The sequence below is a fragment of the Bacillus paramycoides genome (genome assembly GCF_001884235.1).
GTDB lineage: Bacteria > Bacillota > Bacilli > Bacillales > Bacillaceae_G > Bacillus_A > Bacillus_A paramycoides.
On sequence record NZ_MAOI01000123.1, the window covers coordinates 16,760 to 38,702 of the forward strand.

Genomic DNA, 21,943 nt, shown 5'->3' on the forward strand with positions numbered 1-21,943 from the left:
ATACATTTATAAACACATAGTTTTCTTCTTATACATTCTAGAGAAATCATTTTTCTCCTTTTCAACGTGTATTTCGTACGATATATAATTTTTTACATTTCTACCTCGTGACTACCTTCATTTAAATATAAAAACAGACATACTTATTTTAAGTATATCTGTTTTCGGGGGCTCATCACTCATCTATCCTGCATCAACTGCGTGTAAAATCCCGATTGGTGCGGGAAATAACCTCCACCACTTTATCCTCTTACATGCCCTATTACCGTTACAATATCTATTTCTATATGTACACTAATAATATCTTCTATAATGTCGGTATATCCTTGTCCTAAAGGTGTTCCGTAATGTAATAAAATCTCCTTTTTTTCATACACTGACTTCGGTATTGTAAAAATAAATCTCCTCAAATTCCGTTCATCAGCAGGTTCCATAATTAAAATGATACCATCTTCTTCAAACATATAATCACGCCTTCCAACAATCCATTCACTATGGCTCAGTATTGCCTTGAAAGGCTAGGTTTTAAACACCCCTTCTCACAATATAAAGCTAAACTTTAATCATTACATACTCATCTCGCTACTACATCATATACAACGATGCCACGAATACGCGTAAAAAAACACAAACCTTGAACTATCAAGAATTTGTGTTTTTCTGCATTTCATTCTTATATACCTTTATCAAGCTCGTATAACCTACGATATTTCTCATTTTCTTTCAGTAACTGTTCATGACTACCTTGCATAGCGATTTGACCATCATCAAGGAAAATAACTTCATCAACATGTTCAATCCCTACTAAATGATGAGTGATCCATAGAACAGTCTTTTCTTCAGTTGCAGAAAACATCGTTTCTATTAAAGACAATTCCGTTTTAGGATCTAAACCGATAGTCGGCTCATCAAGTACAATGATTGGTGCTTCTTGCATAAGAGTTCTTGCAAAAGCTACCCTTTGCCTCTCCCCGCCAGAAAATCTCATACCCATTTCATGCATTTTTGTTTGTAATCCATCAGGAAGAGAAGCAATATGTGAAGCTAGTTGTGCTTTCTCTAGAGCCTTCCATATCTCTTCATCAGTAGCATCTGGTTTACCAATTCGCACATTATTTCCAATTGTCGTATCGAATAAATGTGGTTTTTGGTTTAATACAGAAATATATTTTGACAAAAGGTTCGTATGAGCTTGTTCACCATTCAATAGAACTTGGCCATTCACCGGACGTAGCGCACCAGTTAACAATTTTAATAAAGTAGATTTCCCTGTTCCACTTCTACCTAAAATAGCAATTTTCTTTCCTGCCTTTATGTGTAATGATACATCTTTTAATACAGGTTCATTACTATTCGGATAATTATACGATATATTATTCAGTTCAATATCTATATGTTTTTGTGCAACGTAATCTTTATCTCCAGGTAACTCATTTCCATCTTGCAGAACGCTATCACTTTCTACGCTATTAAGCCTATGAGCAGATTCTACATATGATGGAATTCGATCGATAGCATCCGATACAGGAATAAGCACATTTGTCACAGATAATGTCATTAATACGAAGGCTGCGATAACTGTAGGGGCAATCTGTTCACTTGCAGATTGATTTCCAGTCCACATAATCATTGAAATGACGACAATACCTACTATTAAATGAATGATACTGTCTCGAATATGGTACCAGCGTTTCACTCTTTTCTCTGTCTTTAACAACTGAGCATTTCGCGCTACATACTCATTAATAAATTCATCTTTTCTACCACTTGCCTGCCAATCAGATAACCCAAATACAGCATCTGTCAGTTGCTGATACAAACGATTTCTTCCTCGTTTCAAAGTAACATGATGTCGTTTCATCAAGAGTAGCGATACGAACGGAATAAGAAAAACGATAACAGCTAACATACACCCTGCGATAAGTGCAAATACTACGTCAAATGCACCGATAACAAGAACGAAGATGCTATATACAACTAGTGCTAATATACTAGGGAATATCGTACGCAAATATAGGTTTTGTAAATGCTCTATATCCTCAGACAATACACCTAATACATCACCAGTTTGAAATCGCGAGCGAAAAAATAACGCCTGCGGTTCTACAATTTTATATAGTTTTGTCCTCATTTTTTCTAATATACGAAGGACGACATCATGCCCAACTAAACGCTCAACATAATGAAAGACAGCTTGCCCTATACTAAACGCACGCGTTGCAACGATTGGAACATATACAGCCATTACATTTTCTGGTCTGAGAGCAGATTTAGAAATTAAATAACCTGAAATGAAAAGTAACATCGCACCTGAACTAACTCCAAGAAGCCCGAGGAAAATAGTCAAAGTCATCCTACCTTTATTTTGCTTTATATAAGGTCTAATCCAGTTACTCATCTCTCTCTCCTCCCTTTCCCATGAAAATGTAATGACTCTTTATCTAAAAGCTCTTCATATGTTCCACTTTCTATTATCTTGCCTTTATTTAAAATAACAATATGATCCATCTGTTTCATCCAATGCAAACGATGTGTTGCAAGAAATACTAACTTACCTTTAAACAGACGTAACATCGCTTGTTTTATTTCAAATTCAGTTTCAATATCAAGATGTGCCGTAGGCTCATCTAATAAAATGATTGGTTTATTGCTCAAAAGTGCACGTGCCATCGCAACACGTTGTTCCTGTCCGCCACTTAGCATACGTCCACCTTCCCCAATTCTTTCGTGCATCCCATCCGGAAGCGATGCAACAAGTGAACGAAGACCTACCTCATCTATAACTCTCTCAACTTCTTCATCAGTAATATTTGTTTCATAGAAACAAATATTATCTTTTAATGAAAGTGGGAAAATATAAGGTTGTTGCGGAATATAAGCAATGTTTTTTTGCCAACTATCACGAGTAGATGTATCAATTTCCACACCATTTATAATCATATTTCCATCGGACGGATGTAAGAATCCTGCTAACACATCTATTAACGTTGATTTCCCTGCTCCACTTTCGCCAATAATGCCAATCGCACCGTTCCCTTTCCAATTGAAATGAACCTCTTCTAATATGACCTTTTCAGATTCTTCATTATTAACTTTTATATTTTGTAATTTCATGCTGCTCAAAGAATTCCACGCTATATCTACATTTGATTCTTTCGGTTCCATAGCTTTTTGTTGTTTTACGATCTCTTCAATTTGCTCCATTGCAATTTGTCCATCTAATGTAGCATGATAGTTCGCTCCAACTTGCTTAATTGGTAAAAAATATTCGGGAGCTAAAATTAGAATAGTAAGAGCCGGCAATAAAAGAATCGATCCGTCTATTAAACGAATACCTAAACCTACTGCTACAAAGGCAATTGATAAACTCGTAAAGAAATCTAGTGCAAAAGAAGAAAGAAAAGCAACTCGCAAAGTGCGAAGTGTTGCTTTTCTATACCTTTTACTTACTTTTTCAATTTTGCCTTCATGCTCCTGACTTTTCCCTAAATACTTTAATGTTTCTAATCCTTTTAGTGTATCTACAAAGTGATTTGAAAGAACACGATACGTATCATATTGGTTATCAGCCATTTTCTGCGCTGCTAATCCTAATAGAATCATAAATATAATAACGATCGGAATCGTTACAACTAAAATGATTCCAGACTCTATATCTAGTGTAAAAACATATAAAACAACAAGCGCTGGAACGATACAACTTCGAATCATTCGAGGAATCGTTAATTCAATATATGTTTTGAACTTCTCTATCCCTTCAATGGATAAGGTAACCAGATGACCGGTCCCGTTCGTTTGGACAAATCTCGGTCCTAATGTAAAATATGCTTCTATTAACTGTTTACGTAATGCCAATCCTGTTTTTTCAGCGAAACGCTCAACCAATATTTGTGATGTTCGCACTAATATTTGACGAGCTGCAAACGTGATTCCAAAATAAACAACTTCATTTAGTACAGCTTGCACTGTTTCCCCATGAAATAAAAAGGTAATCGCTCGTGCTAAAAAGACTGTCTGTGCAATAATACTACACGCCTCTAAAACACTAATAAAACTTAATGCTACATATAAAACTCGGCTACCAGGATACGATGGAAGTCCTCTTTTTCTTTTCATTAGTACTCCAAATCTTTTTCTGACTTAACAGGTTGTCTAAATACATAGAAACTCCATATTTGACTACCAATAACAAACGGTAAAATAGCAAGTGCAAAATAACTCATTAATTTTAATGCGTAAGGCCCTGATGCCGCATTATAAATTGTCAAATCATTCGCCGCTCCTAATGAACTAATCATGACACGCGGGAACATACCGATAAACACACTCGCGCTTAATAAAATGATTGTTAAACTCGTCATAAAGAAAGCCCAACCATCTCTTCTTCTTTTATTTAATAACGTAGATACAAATAACGCTACGAAAGCCCCAATCGGAACCATTATCCATTCTGAACCATGTGCAACGAAAATATCTGTTTTCCATAACCCTACACCTGCAAAAACAAGAAGAATTATTAATGCAATAGGTGCGATTTTTGTTGCGGCAATACGTGCACGTTCTCGCAGTTTCCCTGTTGTGCGTATAGTAAGAAATTGCAAACCATGAACAATACATAGAAGAAGGAACATTACTCCTCCAAGTAACGCAAATGGATGAAGTAACTTCATGAATCCACCTACAACATTTTTACTTTCATCAATTGGTACACCTACCATAAAGTTTGCAATTGCAACTCCCCAAAGGATAGGCGGTAGGAGACTTCCAATAAACATGCCCCAATCCCAAAAACCTTTCCATTTATGATTCTCTATTTTCGCACGGAATTTAAAGGAAACACCTCTTATAATTAAAGCTAAAAGCATAAATACAAAAGGAATGTAAAACCCACTAAATAGAGTTGCATACCAGTGCGGGAATGCCGCGAACATAGCGCCACCAGCACAAACAAGCCACACTTCATTCGCGTGCCAAAATGGCCCAATTGTATTTAAGTAAATTCTTTTTTCTAAATCGTTCTTTCCTAAAAACCTTGAAACTATACCTACACCGAAATCGAAACCTTCAAGTACAAAGAAGCCTACAAATAAGATTGAGATAACTACAAACCACAATTCATTAAGAGATAACATAATCTTCCTCCTTATCAAATGGATCATGGCTTTGATAATCCTTTTTCGCTTTCTTATTCGCATGACCTTTAATGATACGAACGAATAAGTAAATAGTAATTCCTCCGATAATTAAATATAGTGATGTGAATGAAATAAGAGAGAATAATACTTCTCCAAATGTAACGTTTGGAGATACAGCATCTTTTGTTTTCATAACACCGAAGACAACCCAAGGTTGACGTCCCATTTCAGTCATAATCCACCCTACTGTATTACCGATAAACGGTAGTGCAATTGCATATACCATTATTTTTAAATACCAAGGTTTTTCAGTTAAGCGATCTTTTCTTGATAAGAACCATCCGTATGCTCCAAGAAGCAACATGAACGTTCCACTCATTACCATCGCTCTAAAACTCCAAAACATTGTGTGTACTGGTGGAATATAATCTCCAGGTCCATATTTTTCTTCATATTGCTTTTGAATTTGATTCATTCCTTCTACTTGACCACTAAATTTATCGTATGACAATAGACTTAGCATGTAAGGAATTTGAATTTCAAACGAATTTTCTTTCTTCTCTGTATCAATTTTCGCAAATACTGTAAATGGTGCTGGGTCCTCACTCGTATTCCATAATGCTTCAGCTGCAGCCATTTTCATCGGATGTGTCTTAATTAAATTTTGCGCTTGTGCATGACCGAAGAATAATACCAATGCTGTTGAAATCGTTCCAACAACGATAGAAACTCGGAAAGACTTCTTAAACACCTCAGTCTCTTGTTGTTTTGTAATTTTCCATGCACTGACACCAGCAATAAAGAATGCACCTGTTGCAAGTGCCGCTGTAATTGTATGTGGGAATTGCACCCATAATTGTGGATTTTGAATAATCGCCAAGAAATCATTCATTTGTGCACGTCCATCTGCTGCCATTTCATATCCTACTGGAGCTTGCATAAATGCATTTGCAGTTAAAATCCAAAATGCTGATAACATTGTTCCAATTGAAAGGAGCCAAATACATAAAAGGTGAATTCGCTTAGGAAGTTTATCCTCACCGAATACCCATAAACCTAGGAATGTAGACTCAATGAAAAATGCTAATAAACCTTCAATTGCAAGTGATGGTCCGAAAACATCACCAACAAAACGTGAATACGTTGACCAGTTCATACCAAACTGAAATTCTTGTAAAATACCTGTTACAACTCCTACTGCGAAGTTAACAAGGAATATTTGTGTCCAAAACTTTGTCATCTTCTTATAAACTTCTTGTCCCTTTACCACATACAACGTTTGCATTAACGCGATGATAAAAGCTAAGCCAATAGATAGCGGAACGAAAAAGTAATGAAAAATCGTTGTAGATGCAAATTGTATTCGTGCCAATTCGAGCGTATCCATGCTAAACTCACTTCCTTCATAATTTTTATATCGTAATATCGATTGAATTGTATGAATTCACTTCATAATGAACAATCCAATCATTTGGAAATACAAAAGATAAATTCGTTTATGTACTTTTTGAAAATATAAATTGTCAGTTTTTTTGATAATTACAAAAGAACTTTTTTACACGATTTATCTTTTCACTATTTCTGTAGTGTTTTATTCGTTAATCGAATTGTATAATATACTCACATAATAAATTCAGCTGATTTTTGACGTATTATTGACATCATTTTGTCTGAAATATGTCATTTGTAATTTTTTTGAATTAGATTTTTCATATTATAAAAACGTATTTTTTAAACATAAAACAAACTCATTTATCAATAATAATTACGTTTTCCTCTTCATACACTTGACTATCTCATGAAAAAATGTCCTCGAAACCACTCTCAAAAAACACTTGATTTTTGTCAAGAGAAAAATGCATTTCCAAAATTCAAACGAATAATATTGTTATTCACAAATAGAAAAAAACTTCCCTTTCCCTAGACAAAAAGTTCGTTTTTTTGTCATTTTTTCAAATTGTATTCAGTTTGAATTTATCCATCCCGCATTGAATATTAGCTCACGCCAATCGGGTGGCCACTAAATAACGGGATAAATATAAAAAAGTACCGAGAATAGATTATATTCTCGGTACTTTTATCATTATTTCGTTGTATATCTTCTAACAGCCGGCATAATTTCAGTAGCAATCAATTCAATGTTTTTCTCAATCTTATCAAATGGTACACCGCCAAAATCAATTTGTGCCATAAAACGTTGCTGTCCAAACAATTCATATTGGTAAAGTATTTTTTCAATTATTTGTTGCGGGCTACCTATCATTAACGCGTCACGGTAATCTACTGCATTTGTAAATTGTTGTTTTGGATACCCGCCACCACGTAGTGCAAGCATACCAGCATTAATATGAGGATAATATTCACTAAGGGCATCTTGTGAATTTTCTGCTGTATAAAATAAACTTGTAGTCGCAATTGGCAATGTTGCTGGATCAAAACCACTTTTTTCAGCAGCTTCACGATATGCATCAATTGAAACTTTAAAATTAACTGCTGGACCACCAAGTGTCGTAAGCATCATTGGTACGCCAGCGTGTCCTGCCTTAATTGCACTAGCAGGTGGTCCCCCAACAGCACGCCAAATTGGCATATTATTATTTTTAGCTCTCGGTATAATTACCGCATGCTCCAGTGGCGTTCTAAACTGCCCCTTCCATGTTACACTTTCTTCTTTATTTATTTTTAATAAAAGATCCATCTTCTCTTCAAATAATTCTTCATAATCATTTACATCGTAACCAAGTAAACTATATCCTCCAATACGAGATCCACGACCAGCAACGATTTCAGCACGACCATTAGAAATTAAATCAATTGTGGCAAAGTCTTCATATACACGCACCGGATCTGACGTACTTAATACTGTCGCAGAACTCGCAATCTTAATGTTTTTCGTAGCTTGTGCAATAGCCCCTAAAATAACTGTATGAGCTTGCGTTGTAAAATGTGCTTGATGACTTTCACCGATAGCAAACACATCAAGTCCTGCTTCATCCGCCAATTTACTTGTTTCAATTAATTCATGGATTCGCTTTGCCGCACTAACTTTCGAACCATTGTGCGGATTTAAAATATGATCCCCAATTGAATATAGTCCAAATTCAATTCCTTTACTTGTATCAATTCGATATTTTTCCATAGTTGCTCTCTCCCTTTTAATTAAGTGGTGCTAACTTCTCTCCTATTTCTTTTCTTCTCTCTTCTAAAAATGGTGGTAAATCAAGCCCTTTTCCTAATTCTTCAACTGCTGAATCTACAGTAAATCCTGGTCCATCCGTCGCAATCTCAAATAAAATTCCATTTGATTCACGGAAATATAAGCTTTTAAAATAAAAACGATCGATAATCCCTGTTGATTGAAACCCTTTATCTTTCACTGCTTCATTCCAATAACTCAGTTCTTCATCATTTTTCACACGAATAGCTAAATGATGAATACTTCCTTTGCCAGGTCTTTCGCTCTCTCCCTCTTGCTGTTTCACCAAAATTTCTCCAAAAGATTGGCCAGCGATAGATTGATAAATCCCCTCATCGTCTGAACGAGATACTTCTTTATAACCAAACAAATCTGTTAATGTTTTTGATAATTTATTTAAACTGCGCACTGTCATTTCAACTGTTCCCATACCTAAAATACGATGATTTTTCTCTACAGAAGAATCATCCCATGCAGTCCAATATTCAGGCACTTCTTCACTGTTATTATTTAGTAGCACTAACCGTAAACCGTCCGGATCTTCAAAGTGCAGAGCATCACGACCCGCGTATGTTGTAATTTCTCCATGAGTCACTTGCAATGATTCAAAACGTTTCTTCCAAAATGTAAGACTCTCTGACGAAGGTACGAGTAAACCAATTTGTGTGATTGCATTTGTACCACGAACTGTTCTACCTACATTCGGCATTTCAAAAAATGATAATTCAGTTCCTGCACTACCTGTTAAATCACCATAAAACAAATGATACATAAATGGATTATCTTGATTGACTGTCTTTTTCACACGGCGTAGCCCTAACACATTTTGATAAAAGTCATTATTCACTTGTGCATTTTTTGTCACCATCGAAATGTGGTGATGTCCTGGAATTGTGTACATAATATTTCCTCCTCTAACTATCACTTGATTAGTCAATTGATAGTGTAAAAAAAATTACTCGTGTGGTAATTCTTTTTTTTCACTATGCTTATGAACTTTTGTCATTAACTCGTATAGTATTTTCTGTTCTTCCTCATTCAATACATCATCAAAAAATGATGATTGAAATGCAAGTTGCTCTGGTAATGCTTTTTCTAATACCGCTTCACCCTTATCAGTAAGGCTAATCGTTTTCGTTTTCCATTCTTGTTTTCGTGCAATATATCCTTCTTTTTCAAGGCGTGTTAACATTCGAGAAATACCACCTTGTGTAACGGTAACCTTCTCCGCTAACTCCATTTGTGTAAGTGGTTGATAAATTCGTATTTGCATAAGTACATCAAATTGAGCTGTCGTCAAATCAAAACGTTTCAAAAACTCATTTGACATCTGATTACTTTGGTTCGTAAATCGTATTAATCGTAACCAGATTAACGATCCTATCGTATTTTCACGCATGTTTTATCACTTCCTATCGTTAATCTCACTATCACTTTACCACTCAAGTGATAGTAATGCAAGTGAAAATTACATATATTTTCTTCACTCTGATATACAGCAGAAAGAACCTCTCTTACAATGGAGTTTTTCCGTACAAGCATTTTTATAATCTTTATCGTGAGATGTGTAAAATCTCATAAATTGTAATACCGTTCATTGCATTAATTTCAGGCTTCTCTTCATAAAAACTAAATTGACTATATCCCCATTTATCTGGATTATAAACTAATATATTCCCTAAATTCTTTTCTGTATCTTGCGCATTTTGATGCACAGTATTAAATTGAGTCCCAATCAAAGATTTACTTTGAGAGATACTTCCTGCATATTCAACAACATATCTACTCTTCTGAAAATCATCACTTAGATTAACAACTAAAGGAACACCAATATTAATTTGTTGCCATCCAAATGAGTCTAAAATATTGTCGTAATAACCATCAAAGATAAATCTATTCATCCCTTCATGGTTATTCCATATATATAATGGAGCGTAACAATTAAATAAATTTTCATTTTCCCCTGCTTCAGTAATTAAATATGCTTTAAAATTTAGGTCTTGAAAATCGTCTGTTTTATACCCATTATTTTTTACCCTTTGTCTAATTATCCCCATATCATAATCTTTTGGCAAAATGACCTTATATTGCATCCCAATCATGTTTATCACTCACTTTCGATATTATATACATAATGATAAATCGATGTTGGATCGGTGTAAAATAGGTATAAATTATGCTTGGTATCATTTATAATGATACCAAATGAGGGGGTGAAATGAATGGAAATAAATGATCTTATCATATTTAAAACTGTAGCTAATGAAGGCTCTATTAGTAAAGCTGCTAAAGAGTTAGGTTATGTGCAACCAAATGTAACTGAGCGAATCAAAAAATTAGAACAAGAATTAGAAACACCTTTACTACATAGAGATAACAAGGGGGTTTCACTGCTACCTTCAGGTGACATTTTGTTAGATTATACGAATAAAATATTGAATTTATTAGAGGAAGCTAAAAATGAAATTAAAACGAACACTTCTTACCGAATAGCGACGTCACAATCTATTTTAGCTAGTTATTTGAGTGTACGTATTAAAGAAAATTTCAGAAATTATCAAGTATATATAGAAAGTAGTAGCCATCTCCAAAAACTGTTACACAAAGTTGATATGGTCATAACTTATGAGGATAATCTAGATTCAACCTTTAACAAAGTATTCAGTACAACAATTTCTATTGGCTTATTAAAAGCAAAAGAAAAGTGTAAAGTCGACTATTCAAAGGAACTATTTTTCGTTAGTAACGATACGAAGTGCCCCTTTAGAAATCGGACAATACAATTTCTAAAAGAAAACAATCTATCTCAGCGTCAACTTCAACAGTTAGATTCTTATTCACTTATTGAAGAATTTATTGCTGAAGGAAATGGTATAGCTTTTTTACCGATTAAAAATGATAAATTAGCACCAATTGAAGATGTGGCGATTGAAAAATTATCTATTAACTTCTTTACAGCTCAAGACTTAGAAAAAGAGATTCCAGGTGAACTTTTTAACAAATAAGGCCGTTATATTTGTCACCTTTTGTCGAATCGCTGATATATTTCAAGTTGTGATCGATAAATTTTAAAAATCGCCGATATAATCTCATTTACTATCGTACAGTTCACCAAAATAAAAAGAGATGTTACCTAGTTAAAAAGTTCAACTACTCGGACATCCCTTTTCATCTTGGAGACTTGCCTCATTATCCATACATTTCATTAGACTTTACACGTTCTGCTCCACCCCGGTGCTTTTCTCCTTCTTACTTCTTTTTAAATTCTTCAACTTCTTAAACGTTCCAACTAATCCTTTTGGAAAAACTAGAAGCACGATAATATACAACAAGCCAAGAATAATCGTCCATCGTTCAAAAATCGGATACTCAGTCGCTAGTTCTGATAAATAATATTTCAGTGATTCAATAATCCCAGCTCCAGCAATGGCTCCGATTAACGTTCCAACTCCTCCGATCATTGTCATCAATAATGCATTTAGCGTCATATCAATTGAAAATACCGTCGTATTTACAAAACGCAATGTGATAACGAATAATCCTCCGCTAATCGCAGCTACTACCCCTGCCACTACACTCGCGATAATTTTATAATGAAGAACTTTATACCCAAGTGCTTCAACACGTTGTTCATTTTGTGAAATTGCCTTTAATACTTTTCCAATAGAAGATTTTGTGAACAATCGTAACAAAATAAAAATAGCAATTAAACATATAAGTGTTACGTAATAATACGTAAAACGATCACGGAATATATCTGGTACACCAAATGTAAATCCATCTCCTCCATGAGTCAGTGAACGCCATTTTTCAGCAAGTACAAAAAACAATTGGGAAATAGCGAGCGTTAACATTGCATAAAAATGACTTTTCAAACGTAACGAAAGCAAACCGATTATATAGCTTACAATAGCTGAAATAATTACAGCGGCCGCTATTCCTATAAAAAAGTTCGTTATCGATACTCCTTGCCGATCAAATAATAGTGCTACCCCATATGCTCCTATACCAAAGAACATGCAATGACCAAATGAAACAATACCTGTATATCCAAGCAGAACATCAAAACTCATAGCGAAAATAGCAAAGATGAAGATTTGAGTGAACAAAATTAACAAGCTCCGTGAATCATTTACGAACGGAAATACACTTAAACAAATGAACATAAATAATCCAAAGTATACTTTGATTCGATCCGATGTGCTGTTCACCATTTCACCCCTTTTCACCAACGAGCCCCGTTGGCTTCACTATCAAGAAAAATAGTAACATTAACATATTGATTGCAAGCGATAAATCTGGCATAAAATACGCTGTAAAAGCTCCGGCTAAACCGACGATTAAAGAAGCTATCGCCGAACCTTGTACACTACCTAATCCTCCAATGATAACTACTATAAAAGCTAAAATTGCGTACTGCATGCCCATCTCAGCGAAAATAACGCCTGAATATGGTGCAAGTAGGAAACCACCTAACGCAGCCATCCCCGCTCCTAATAAAAAGACAAACGAGAATATCGCTTTTACGTTAATACCAAGGGCCTGGACCATCTCTTTATCCATTACACCAGCGCGAATCATTAGTCCTATCTTTGTTTTTTTCAGCAGTAATAGTAAAGCAATGTAAATTAGTATCCCAACTAAAATGACGAATAGGCGATATTTAATTAGTATAACGCCTCCAAATGTAAAACTTCCTTGTAACCATAACGGTAATTTTGCCCCAATGGGATTTGGTCCCCAAAATATTTTGATGCACTCGCTAAGAACGAGCATTCCTCCGAGCGTAACGAGAAGCTGCCGAACATGGTTTCCATACACTGGCCTGATAAGAAATCTTTCTAAAATGAAACCGAGAAACATCCCCATAGCGACTGCTCCAATTAGCGCTAATAAATAACTCCCTGTCATATTGAATAACCAAACGCCTGTAAATGCTCCCCATGCAAATAAACCGCCATGTGCAAAATTCAGTACGCTCATTAAACCGAAAATAAGTGATAGACCAGACGCTAATAAAAAAATAAGCATCCCTGTCGAAACGCCGTTTACAAATAAGTTAATTAGCACATCCACGTTCTATCCCCCCGTATCAATGTTAAGAAATACCTAAATATTTATGACATGTTTCCTTATCTTCTCGCAGTTCCTCCATGAAACCGTTATGCACAATGCGCCCATTATCCATAATGTAGAAGTAATCACCGATTTGACTAGCCATCATGAAATTTTGTTCAACAAGTAAAACAGTCGTTTTCTCCTTCATTTTCAAAATTGCTACCATTAATTTTTCTATCATAATTGGAGACAGCCCTTTACTCGGCTCATCAATAAGCAATAGCCCATCACTATTGATAAATGCTCTTGAAATCGCCAGCATTTGTTTTTGTCCCCCGCTTAAAAGTCCGCTTTTTTTATACCAAAATTGCTTTAAGTCTGGAAAAAGTTCAAGCATCCATTCTAGCTTCTCTTCCGCTTCTTCCCCGTTTTTCCCCTTAGCAAGTACGAATGTCTCTTCTACCGTTAAATCATGAAAAATCCCTTGATTTTCCGGCACATAGCCTATACCTTTTCTTGAAATTAAATGTGTAGATAGTCCATTTACTTTTGTACTATCATAATAAACTTCTCCATTTGCTATCCGATGAAATCCCATAACTGAGCGCAATGTTGTTGTTTTTCCAGCTCCATTTCTTCCAAACAATACAGTAATCGTCCCTTTCTCAACCGAGAGTGATACTCCTTGTAAAATATGAAACTGATCTAAATACGTCTCAATATTATTCACTTGTAATAGTGCCACTGTATAATCCCCCTAAATAAGCACTTTGTACACGTTCATCTTTCATCATCTCTTCCGGTAATCCTTCAGCCAATAACTCACCATGAAATAAAACGATAAGATGATCTGATAAACCTAGCACCATATCCATTTTGTGTTCAATAAGTACAATTGTGCTCTCTGGATTCTTTTTAATATTTTCGATTACTTGTAATATAGCCGGAACTTCCTCAACTGAAATACCTGCCGTCGGCTCATCAAGTAGTAATACATCTGTCTTTAATGCTAACAACATAGCCAGCTCTAACTTTCTTTTTTCCCCGTGAGCTAAATCTTTTGCCAATACGTCCCCTTTCTCGTGAAGTAGTACTGTTTTTAAAAGACGTCTCGCCTCTCCAGTTTGCTGCTTTAACTTGGCTGAATTCGGAAAGAAACTGTAATAATCTTGAACGAATGATTGAACACTTAAACGCACATTTTCAAGCACTGTTAGCTCTGGAAAAATATTTGTCAGTTGAAAAGAACGACCAATTCCTAAGCGCGTTCGATCTGAAATTGATAGCTTTGTAATATCCTGCCCTTTAAAATAAACTTCACCTTTCGTCGGAGAAATTTGCCCACTTAATAAATTGAATAAAGTGGTCTTTCCAGCACCATTCGGCCCAATAATTGAAATGAGCTTTCCTTTTTGTACCGTTAAATTAACATCCTTAATAACATGATGCTCACCAAAAGATACACTAAGATTTTTCGTCTCTAACAAATGTGTCACAAGATTCCTCCCCTAAAAGCGATTATGTTTAAACTTTTAAAAGAAATGAGTATAAAGAGGGAATACCCTCTTTATACAAATTGAACTGAAAATTCAGTTTATTTATTTTGAACTGACGGTTCTGTTTCTTTCATCGTTAATTCTCTCTCTAGCACTGGTACAGGATAATCAACACCCTCTTGCTTTTTCAACGTTATAGAATACAGAGTTTGTAATGCTTGATGATCTTTCTCTCTAAATTTCATCTTGCCTTTTGGTGTCTCAAATTCCATTCCTTCCATTTTCTTAATAAGTGTATCTACATCCGTATCGCCCTTCGTTTTCTTTAAAGCTTCGACGATAGAAATCGCCGCGGACATCCCTCCCGCTGTAAATAAATCTGGAACAGCACCATTAAAACGTTTTTTATGTTCTTCTACTAACCAATCATTCACCTTATTTTTAGGAAGTGTGTGATAATATACAGAAAATCCTTGCATTCCTACTAACGCATCCATCGTTTTTAATGCTGGTATATCAGGTGCACCAGTAGAAATTTTAATGCCTTGTGCTTCCACATTCATATCTTTCAACTGTTTCCATGGAGAATTCGCACCTGCCCAAACGATAAATAAATAATCTGGTTTTGAGCTTATAATATTTTGAATATTTGCAGTGAAATCCGTTGAGTTCGTATCCGCGTATTGCTCGTTTACAATATTTGCACCTAACTTCTTCGCTCCAGCCTTGAATGCAGCAATCCCCTCACGACCGTAAGCATTATCTTGTGCTAGCGTTGCTATTTTCACATCTTTTTTAGCAATTGCCGCAGCACCAGCCACTGCATCTTGAGATGAATTTCTACCTGTTCTAAAAATATATTTATTCCAGTTCTTTCCGGTAATGCTATCAGCCACTGCCGGTTCTACAACCATAATTTTTTCATATTCTTGAGCTATCGGTAATACTGCTAATGTATCACTTGAACTAGAAGATCCGACTAAAAAATCAACTTTCTCTTCTTCTAATAATTTTGTAGCCTTCTTAACTGCTACGTCTGCTTTCGTCTCTGTATCTTCTACGACAAACTTGATCTTCTTCCCTTCCACTTTTCCTGTTCCACCAGTTGCATAGTCTAACCCTAATTCAAATCCATTTACCGTTTGTTTTCCATACGATTCTAATGGACCAGTTAATGAGGCAAGAACTCCTACCTTAATCGTTTTTTCATCTTCTGTACTTGTCTTCTTTCCTGAACAAGCTGCCGTTACTAATAATGATCCCAAAACACAACCAGTAACCAATGTTTTTAGCCACTTACGTTTTTTCATCGACATTGTGATCCTCCCCATACTTTACTTTCTGATAGAATCAAATACGCCAAAGTAACCCATCCGTAATTATGACTTTTTCTTTGAATACTATAAACAAGGTTGTTAGTATAAATGTATTTTCTCCGATTTCCATTGAATACCTTTACAATTTGATATAAATATTTTATTCCTATACATACAACATTTCCACACTATTAAACTTCTACCCTTTCTAACAAGTATTTTGAGTCTCCAGCATTAATTTGCTTTCTTAAAAAATTGAATTCTTTGGAGTAAACCATCTGCAATTATTATATTTCCTTGGCTATCTACATCTATTCCTTGTGGTGAAAAGAACTGTCCTGACATACCATTAAAACTTCCAAAAGACTCTAAAAAAATTCCATTCTCATTATAAATATTTACACGATTATTAGAAGTATCTGTGACATAAACCGTATTATTTATATCAATTTCAATTCCTATTGGCAAAAAGAGATCTCCTGGACCCTCTCTCCAATTTTCTAGCGGATCTAAGTTTCCTGCCCCATTATTTGTACCCCATTTAATAAGAAATTTACCGTTGTTATCAAATTTTTGAATCCTATTATTAATCCGATCAACAACATAAACATTATCTTTTGAATCAATTGCTAATTGCATAGGTTGAGAAAACTCTCCCTCTCCACTTCCCTTTCTCCCCCATTCTTTCATATATACAAAGAATGGATTGAATTTTTGAATACGGTTATTTTCTGAATCAGCTATAAATATGTTTCCTTTACTATCAATTGCTATTCCAGATGGAAATTGAAAAAATCCTGGTAATACTCCAAATGAACCATATGAAGCAAGCACTGTCCCTGAATTAGTAAACTTTTGGATACGATGATTTACAGAATCAGATACATACACATTATTGTAACGATCCATTGCAATTTGTCTCGGAACAAAAAACTGTCCTGGAAGACTTCCGAATCCAAGTGGTCCACCAGCACCAAATAAACTTCCCCACTTCCCAACAATCTTCCCAGATACATCATATTTTAAAATTCGATGATTAAAGGAATCAGATACAAAAACATTCCCATTCGTGTCTCTTTCAACATCATAAGGCCCTGAGTATTGTGTATCTCCATTCCTTTCATTACCTATGATTTTCTTCATTATCGCTGTTAAACCTACCTCATTATATAAAAGTACACGATTATTTCCCGTATCCGTAATAAAGATATTCCCTTGACCATCTGGAAGAACTTGATTGGGATAAACAAATTGAAAAAAGTTACCTACTGTATATAAAAATTGATCTTTATTTGTAAATTTCATTATCCGATTGTTATATGTATCTGCTACATATAACGATCCAGATATTGAATCGAAATTTATTCCTCTTGGATGATAGAATTGATATGGGCCTAAACCTGAACTTCCATTTCCGATTATCCGCTGAAACTCCCCATTTTTATCAAACACTTGAATACGATTGTTATATGTGTCCGCAATATAAATCTCATCTTGTTTATTTATCGCGATTCCTTGCGGTAAAGCAAATTCTCCATTCGCCTTTCCATAACTCCCGATTGTTTGAATATACTCTCCATCTGGGCTATATTTTTGAATACGATGATTGTACTCATCCGTAATATAGTAATTGTTATTGCTATCTACTGCAATTTCCCTAGGAAAAGAGAACTGCGCATTTCCTTGACCTTTCGTGCCCCAACTTTTAATAAATTGAAACTGCTCATTAAATTTTTGAATACGATAATTTGCTGTATCCGCGACTAAAATATTACCTTCCTTATCAACAGCAATACCAAATGGCATATTAAACTGTCCCGGACCTTCGCCTAAAGTTCCTATAGTGTCAACAATTTCTCCATTCTTATCTATTTTCACAACCCTATTATTTCCCATATCAACAACATACAAGTATCCTTTTGCATCCCTTGCCATTGCTACAGGCGTCCTTAATAACTTAGAAGTATCTTGCTCACTCCCCCATGATTTCACATATTTTACAGCCGAGGCACTTCCTACAGAAGTAAACATCCCAAGACTCACAGTAACAATGAAAAAGCAACATATAATTTTTTTGATAAAATCCATCCTTACTACCACCTGATCACAGTAGCTGCCCAAGTATACCCAGTACCTGCACTAACAGCTACTGCAATATCTCCAGGCTGTAATTTCCCTTGTTCATTTGCAAAGTGAAGACCGATACACGGGTCAAGCGCTGACATATGCCCATAATGATCTAAATATACAACTTGTTCTTCTACTAAGCCCAGCCCCTGTAACAATTCTATTAACATAGAGCGTTTTGTATGCAGTGGTAACAATACTTTAATATCTTTGGGAGTTAATCCACTTTTTCTTAATGCCTCCCGAATAACCTTTTCAAAGTTAGGAGTTGAAATCGGGTCTAAACGTTCTTTCATACTAATAGGATCTATTACATCGATATAATGTTGTCGATTCTCAACCGTATCATAACTAGCAATTTGTTTCGATCCACCTGCCGGGATACGAACATCTTCGTGAAATGAGCCATCCGTTATAATAGCACTTCCTAATATTTCACCATTTATAGCTCCTTTTTTTACTAAAGCTGCACTTCCACCATCAGCGAAATTAAACATAAAACGTGAGCGTGGGTTATCATAATCTACAATTTGAGATTCTTTACATCCACCTACTAACAAAATATTTTCAATTGATTTATCGGAATTGAGCATATCTTTGGCGACTTTGAGGACAATTGGAAAACAAGAACTAACATTCATAATTTCAAAAGCATAGGCATTTTTCAATCCAAGTTCATGCTGAATTTTTGGGGCACTAGACCATACGTGGTAATCTTTATGTGGGCTGCCAAAATAAATGACTACGTCAATAGATAGAGGATCGATTTCCAATAAAATTGGCTTTGCGGCAGCAATTGCTAAATCTGATGCATGCATCGTTTCGTCTGCGACATGTTTTTCATATAATCCAAACTTTTCTATAATAATTTTTTCAGGAATACCTGTTTTTGCAGATAAATCTGCCGCTGTCTCTACACCTTTTGGGAAGAAAACACCAGTCGCTTCAATCCCAATATTCATTAGACCACTCCCCCTTCTTTCGGCACCATCATAGTAGCTACACCTGTTAATACTAATTCTCCATTTTGATTATGACACTCAGTAACTAATTTTAATATTCTCTTCTCTTTAAAAAACTCTTGGACAGTTGCAGTAGCTGTAATTGTATCCCCAATAAAAACCGGTGCTGTAAATTTAATAGTTTGTTCCATATAAACAGATCCTTTTCCTGGTAAATGAACCCCTAACAATTGAGATAATAAACTAGAAGTTAGTAAACCATGAGCTATTCTTTGATTAAATCTAGTTTTTTTCGCATACTCATGATCAATATGGATTGGATTAAAATCCCCACTCAAGCCTGCAAATAGAACAAAATCTGTTTCCGTTATTGTTTTACTACATGTTGCCTGTTGGCCAGGGCTATATATAGTCATGCCTTCACCTACTTTTCAATTGATTAACTAACTGTACTTTTTGAATTTTACCAGTTGCATTTTTAGGTAATTCCTCTAGAAATACAATCTCTTTTGGAATTTTATATTTTGCTAGAAATAAACGACAATGATTGATTACTTCTTTTTCAGTTAATACACTTCTACTCTTTTTCACAACAAAGGCGATTGGAACCTCTCCCCACTTTAAATGTTGCATACCAATGACCGCTACCTCACATACTTCCGAAAGCTTATTAATGACTTGTTCTACTTCAAGTGGATAAATATTTTCACCACCTGAAATTATCATTTCTTTTTTTCTACCGACAATGTATACAAAACCATCTTCATCAACTTTAGCTAAATCACCCGTATATAACCAACCATCTTGAATAGTTGCCTCTGTTGCATCTGGTCGATTCCAATATTCCCTCATTACATTCGGCCCTCTAATAATTAACTCTCCAACTTCACCAACTTCAACTTTATTTTTATTTTCATCGATAAGTACATAATCACAAAACAGAACAGGTTTTCCAATTGAGCCTACTTTACGTCTTGCATCTTCTTCTGAAAGCATAAATACGGTTGGTGATGTTTCCGTCATACCAAAACCTTGACCAAATAAAAATCCTCTATCTATAAACTCTTGTATCAACTCTTCTGGACACGGAGCACCACCGTTATAAAACCAGCGAACTGATTGTAAATTCGTAGTTTCAAAATTTGAGCAATTAATTAATGATTGATGAATTGTAGGTACTCCCATCACAACAGTCACTTTATGTTTTTCTATCATGGAAAGAGCTGTAGTTGGCTCGAATTTTCTTGGAATAATGATCATTCCACCTGCAAACAAAGTCGGAAATGCAAATAAACCCATCCCTCCAATATGAAATAAAGGCAATAATACAATACAACGATCGTGAATAGTTAGATCAATCGCTAGCGTATTATTAAGCGCATTCCAAAACATATTTTTTTGTGTAAGTACAGCCCCTTTTGGTGTTCCTGTTGTTCCCGATGTATAACATATAACAAAGGATGCGCTTTCATTTATATCCTCAAAATATTGCGTTTTTCTATCTTCTATTTCTTTTAAACTATTAATCGAAATAACTCTTTGTACATATGATACCTTCTCCATTGAAAGTGCCATGTTTTGAAATGTTTCCTCTACAAATAAAACTGTAGTTCCACTATCTTTCAACTGGAATATAAGTTCATTTTCTGTTAATCGTATATTAAGTGGTACAGCAATACATTCTGCCTTCGCTATAGCAAATAAAAGGACAATATATTCCAAGCTGTTTTGTGATAAAATAGCTATCCTCTCTCCTTTTTGCATATTTAAATCGTAAATTAAATATGCTGCTACTTTACTCACATACTCATGTAATTGTTTATAAGTTATTTCCTCTGCTTCCGTAATAATGGCAATGCGATCTGGATGTAAATACGCTCTTTTTTCAATCCAATAAGCAATGCCTTGCATATTTCTCTCCCCCTATCTTTTCTTCAACCCTTCGAATATTAATGCCATCGCTGATTCAAAAGCATTCTCAGGAACATCTTGCCCTTCCCAATGTCCCCATCGCATACCTAGAAACTGTCCAATTGACATAAGACAATATGCGGTTGTTTCCGTATCAAGCCTTTTAAACTCCTCCGCTTCCATACCTGCCGATAAACTTTTGATAAATCCAGTTGCCAATTTTGCATAGTACCATTTATATATTTCGTTATCAACGACAACTGCTTGTTGTACTATATTATATAAATTCGGTCGTGTTTTTACCCATCGAAAAAATGCTTGAAAACCTCTTCTTTGTGCCTCCTCATTACTAGATCCCCCTTTCATTTCTTCTTTAATAATTAAGCGTAATTCACGGTTAAACTTGCGAATTAATTCATCAAATATATCTTTTTTAGTTGGAAAATAATTATAAAATGTTCCGTGTGCCACATTTGCTTCTTGCGTAATATTCACAATAGAAGCCTCATAATATCCTTTACTACCAAATACTTTTTCTGCAGCACACAATAACTTTTCTCTCGTTTCAAGTCCTTTTGTTGTTAAGTTTTTTACATCCACTATTATTTTTTCTGACACCTGAATCACCTCTTAGATTTGATTATAAATTTATTTCTGAATTTTACAACTATTTTAATTAGGCAAAATCCGACAAGTACTTTTCCGTACACTAAAAAAGACTAACCTAAAATAGGTTAGTCTT

At 35.0% G+C, this 21,943-nt stretch carries 20 protein-coding genes; 1 reads left to right on the forward strand and 19 read right to left on the reverse strand.

Annotated features, from left to right (window positions below; all coding sequences use genetic code 11):
• Window positions 1-242: 242 nt before the first annotated feature.
• From BAU28_RS25345 to BAU28_RS25385, 9 genes are all read right to left on the reverse strand, one after another.
• Window positions 243-464, reverse strand: a complete 222-nt coding sequence (locus BAU28_RS25345; RefSeq protein ID WP_002171443.1) for a hypothetical protein — start codon at window positions 462-464, stop codon at window positions 243-245.
• A gap of 209 nt (window positions 465-673) precedes the next feature.
• Window positions 674-2,398 carry a thiol reductant ABC exporter subunit CydC gene (gene cydC, locus BAU28_RS25350; protein ID WP_071720613.1) on the reverse strand — a complete coding sequence of 575 codons (1,725 nt, stop codon included), beginning with the start codon at window positions 2,396-2,398 and terminating at the stop codon, window positions 674-676.
• Window positions 2,395-4,116: a thiol reductant ABC exporter subunit CydD gene (gene cydD, locus BAU28_RS25355; protein ID WP_071720614.1), complete on the reverse strand. Its 1,722-nt coding sequence runs from the start codon at window positions 4,114-4,116 to the stop codon at window positions 2,395-2,397. The genes cydC and cydD overlap by 4 nt, the downstream gene beginning before the upstream one ends.
• Window positions 4,116-5,132: a cytochrome d ubiquinol oxidase subunit II gene (gene cydB / locus BAU28_RS25360; RefSeq protein ID WP_071720615.1), complete on the reverse strand. Its 1,017-nt coding sequence runs from the start codon at window positions 5,130-5,132 to the stop codon at window positions 4,116-4,118. Before cydB ends, cydD begins: the two co-directional genes overlap by 1 nt.
• A complete protein-coding gene (gene cydA / locus BAU28_RS25365; protein WP_002171439.1) occupies window positions 5,119-6,522 on the reverse strand; it encodes a cytochrome ubiquinol oxidase subunit I in 1,404 nt (467 codons plus the stop codon). The genes cydB and cydA overlap by 14 nt, the downstream gene beginning before the upstream one ends.
• 696 nt (window positions 6,523-7,218) lie before the next feature.
• Window positions 7,219-8,274, reverse strand: coding sequence for an LLM class flavin-dependent oxidoreductase (locus BAU28_RS25370; RefSeq protein ID WP_071720616.1), 1,056 nt, complete (start codon window positions 8,272-8,274; stop codon window positions 7,219-7,221).
• 16 nt (window positions 8,275-8,290) lie between these two features.
• On the reverse strand, window positions 8,291-9,232 hold the full coding sequence (locus tag BAU28_RS25375; RefSeq protein ID WP_071720617.1) for a ring-cleaving dioxygenase: 942 nt from the start codon (window positions 9,230-9,232) through the stop codon (window positions 8,291-8,293).
• A 54-nt stretch (window positions 9,233-9,286) separates the two neighbouring features.
• Window positions 9,287-9,730: a MarR family winged helix-turn-helix transcriptional regulator gene (locus tag BAU28_RS25380; RefSeq protein WP_071720618.1), complete on the reverse strand. Its 444-nt coding sequence runs from the start codon at window positions 9,728-9,730 to the stop codon at window positions 9,287-9,289.
• A gap of 154 nt (window positions 9,731-9,884) precedes the next feature.
• Window positions 9,885-10,433 carry a DUF4865 family protein gene (locus BAU28_RS25385; protein WP_071720619.1) on the reverse strand — a complete coding sequence of 183 codons (549 nt, stop codon included), beginning with the start codon at window positions 10,431-10,433 and terminating at the stop codon, window positions 9,885-9,887.
• Between the two features lie 120 nt (window positions 10,434-10,553).
• On the opposite strand from BAU28_RS25385, the gene BAU28_RS25390 reads away from it, so the two are divergent.
• The gene (locus BAU28_RS25390; RefSeq protein WP_071720620.1) at window positions 10,554-11,336 is read left to right on the forward strand and encodes a LysR family transcriptional regulator; all 783 of its coding nucleotides are present in this window, start codon (window positions 10,554-10,556) and stop codon (window positions 11,334-11,336) included.
• Between the two features lie 207 nt (window positions 11,337-11,543).
• On the opposite strand, the gene BAU28_RS25395 is transcribed toward BAU28_RS25390, so the two are convergent.
• The 10 genes from BAU28_RS25395 to BAU28_RS25440 form a co-directional block, all read right to left on the reverse strand.
• Window positions 11,544-12,497 carry a branched-chain amino acid ABC transporter permease gene (locus BAU28_RS25395; protein ID WP_071721023.1) on the reverse strand — a complete coding sequence of 318 codons (954 nt, stop codon included), beginning with the start codon at window positions 12,495-12,497 and terminating at the stop codon, window positions 11,544-11,546.
• Window positions 12,498-12,546: 49 nt separating this feature from the next.
• Window positions 12,547-13,407, reverse strand: a complete 861-nt coding sequence (locus BAU28_RS25400; protein WP_025150017.1) for a branched-chain amino acid ABC transporter permease — start codon at window positions 13,405-13,407, stop codon at window positions 12,547-12,549.
• A gap of 22 nt (window positions 13,408-13,429) precedes the next feature.
• A complete protein-coding gene (locus tag BAU28_RS25405) occupies window positions 13,430-14,134 on the reverse strand; it encodes a branched-chain amino acid ABC transporter ATP-binding protein (RefSeq protein WP_002171431.1) in 705 nt (234 codons plus the stop codon).
• Window positions 14,112-14,885: an ABC transporter ATP-binding protein gene (locus BAU28_RS25410; protein ID WP_071720621.1), complete on the reverse strand. Its 774-nt coding sequence runs from the start codon at window positions 14,883-14,885 to the stop codon at window positions 14,112-14,114. The genes BAU28_RS25405 and BAU28_RS25410 overlap by 23 nt, the downstream gene beginning before the upstream one ends.
• A gap of 98 nt (window positions 14,886-14,983) precedes the next feature.
• Window positions 14,984-16,201, reverse strand: coding sequence for a substrate-binding domain-containing protein (locus BAU28_RS25415; protein ID WP_071720623.1), 1,218 nt, complete (start codon window positions 16,199-16,201; stop codon window positions 14,984-14,986).
• Window positions 16,202-16,435: 234 nt separating this feature from the next.
• A complete protein-coding gene (locus BAU28_RS25420; RefSeq protein ID WP_071721025.1) occupies window positions 16,436-18,232 on the reverse strand; it encodes a 6-bladed beta-propeller in 1,797 nt (598 codons plus the stop codon).
• 62 nt (window positions 18,233-18,294) lie between these two features.
• Window positions 18,295-19,290, reverse strand: coding sequence for a 3-oxoacyl-ACP synthase (locus BAU28_RS25425; protein WP_071720625.1), 996 nt, complete (start codon window positions 19,288-19,290; stop codon window positions 18,295-18,297).
• Window positions 19,290-19,706, reverse strand: coding sequence for a MaoC family dehydratase (locus BAU28_RS25430; RefSeq protein ID WP_025150023.1), 417 nt, complete (start codon window positions 19,704-19,706; stop codon window positions 19,290-19,292). The genes BAU28_RS25425 and BAU28_RS25430 overlap by 1 nt, the downstream gene beginning before the upstream one ends.
• A gap of 4 nt (window positions 19,707-19,710) precedes the next feature.
• Complete coding sequence (locus BAU28_RS25435) at window positions 19,711-21,201, reverse strand: o-succinylbenzoate--CoA ligase (protein WP_071720627.1); 1,491 nt, start codon at window positions 21,199-21,201, stop codon at window positions 19,711-19,713.
• A 12-nt stretch (window positions 21,202-21,213) separates the two neighbouring features.
• Window positions 21,214-21,819 (reverse strand): TetR/AcrR family transcriptional regulator, encoded by a 606-nt coding sequence (locus BAU28_RS25440; RefSeq protein ID WP_025150025.1) that lies wholly within the window; start codon window positions 21,817-21,819, stop codon window positions 21,214-21,216.
• Window positions 21,820-21,943: the final 124 nt, after the last annotated feature.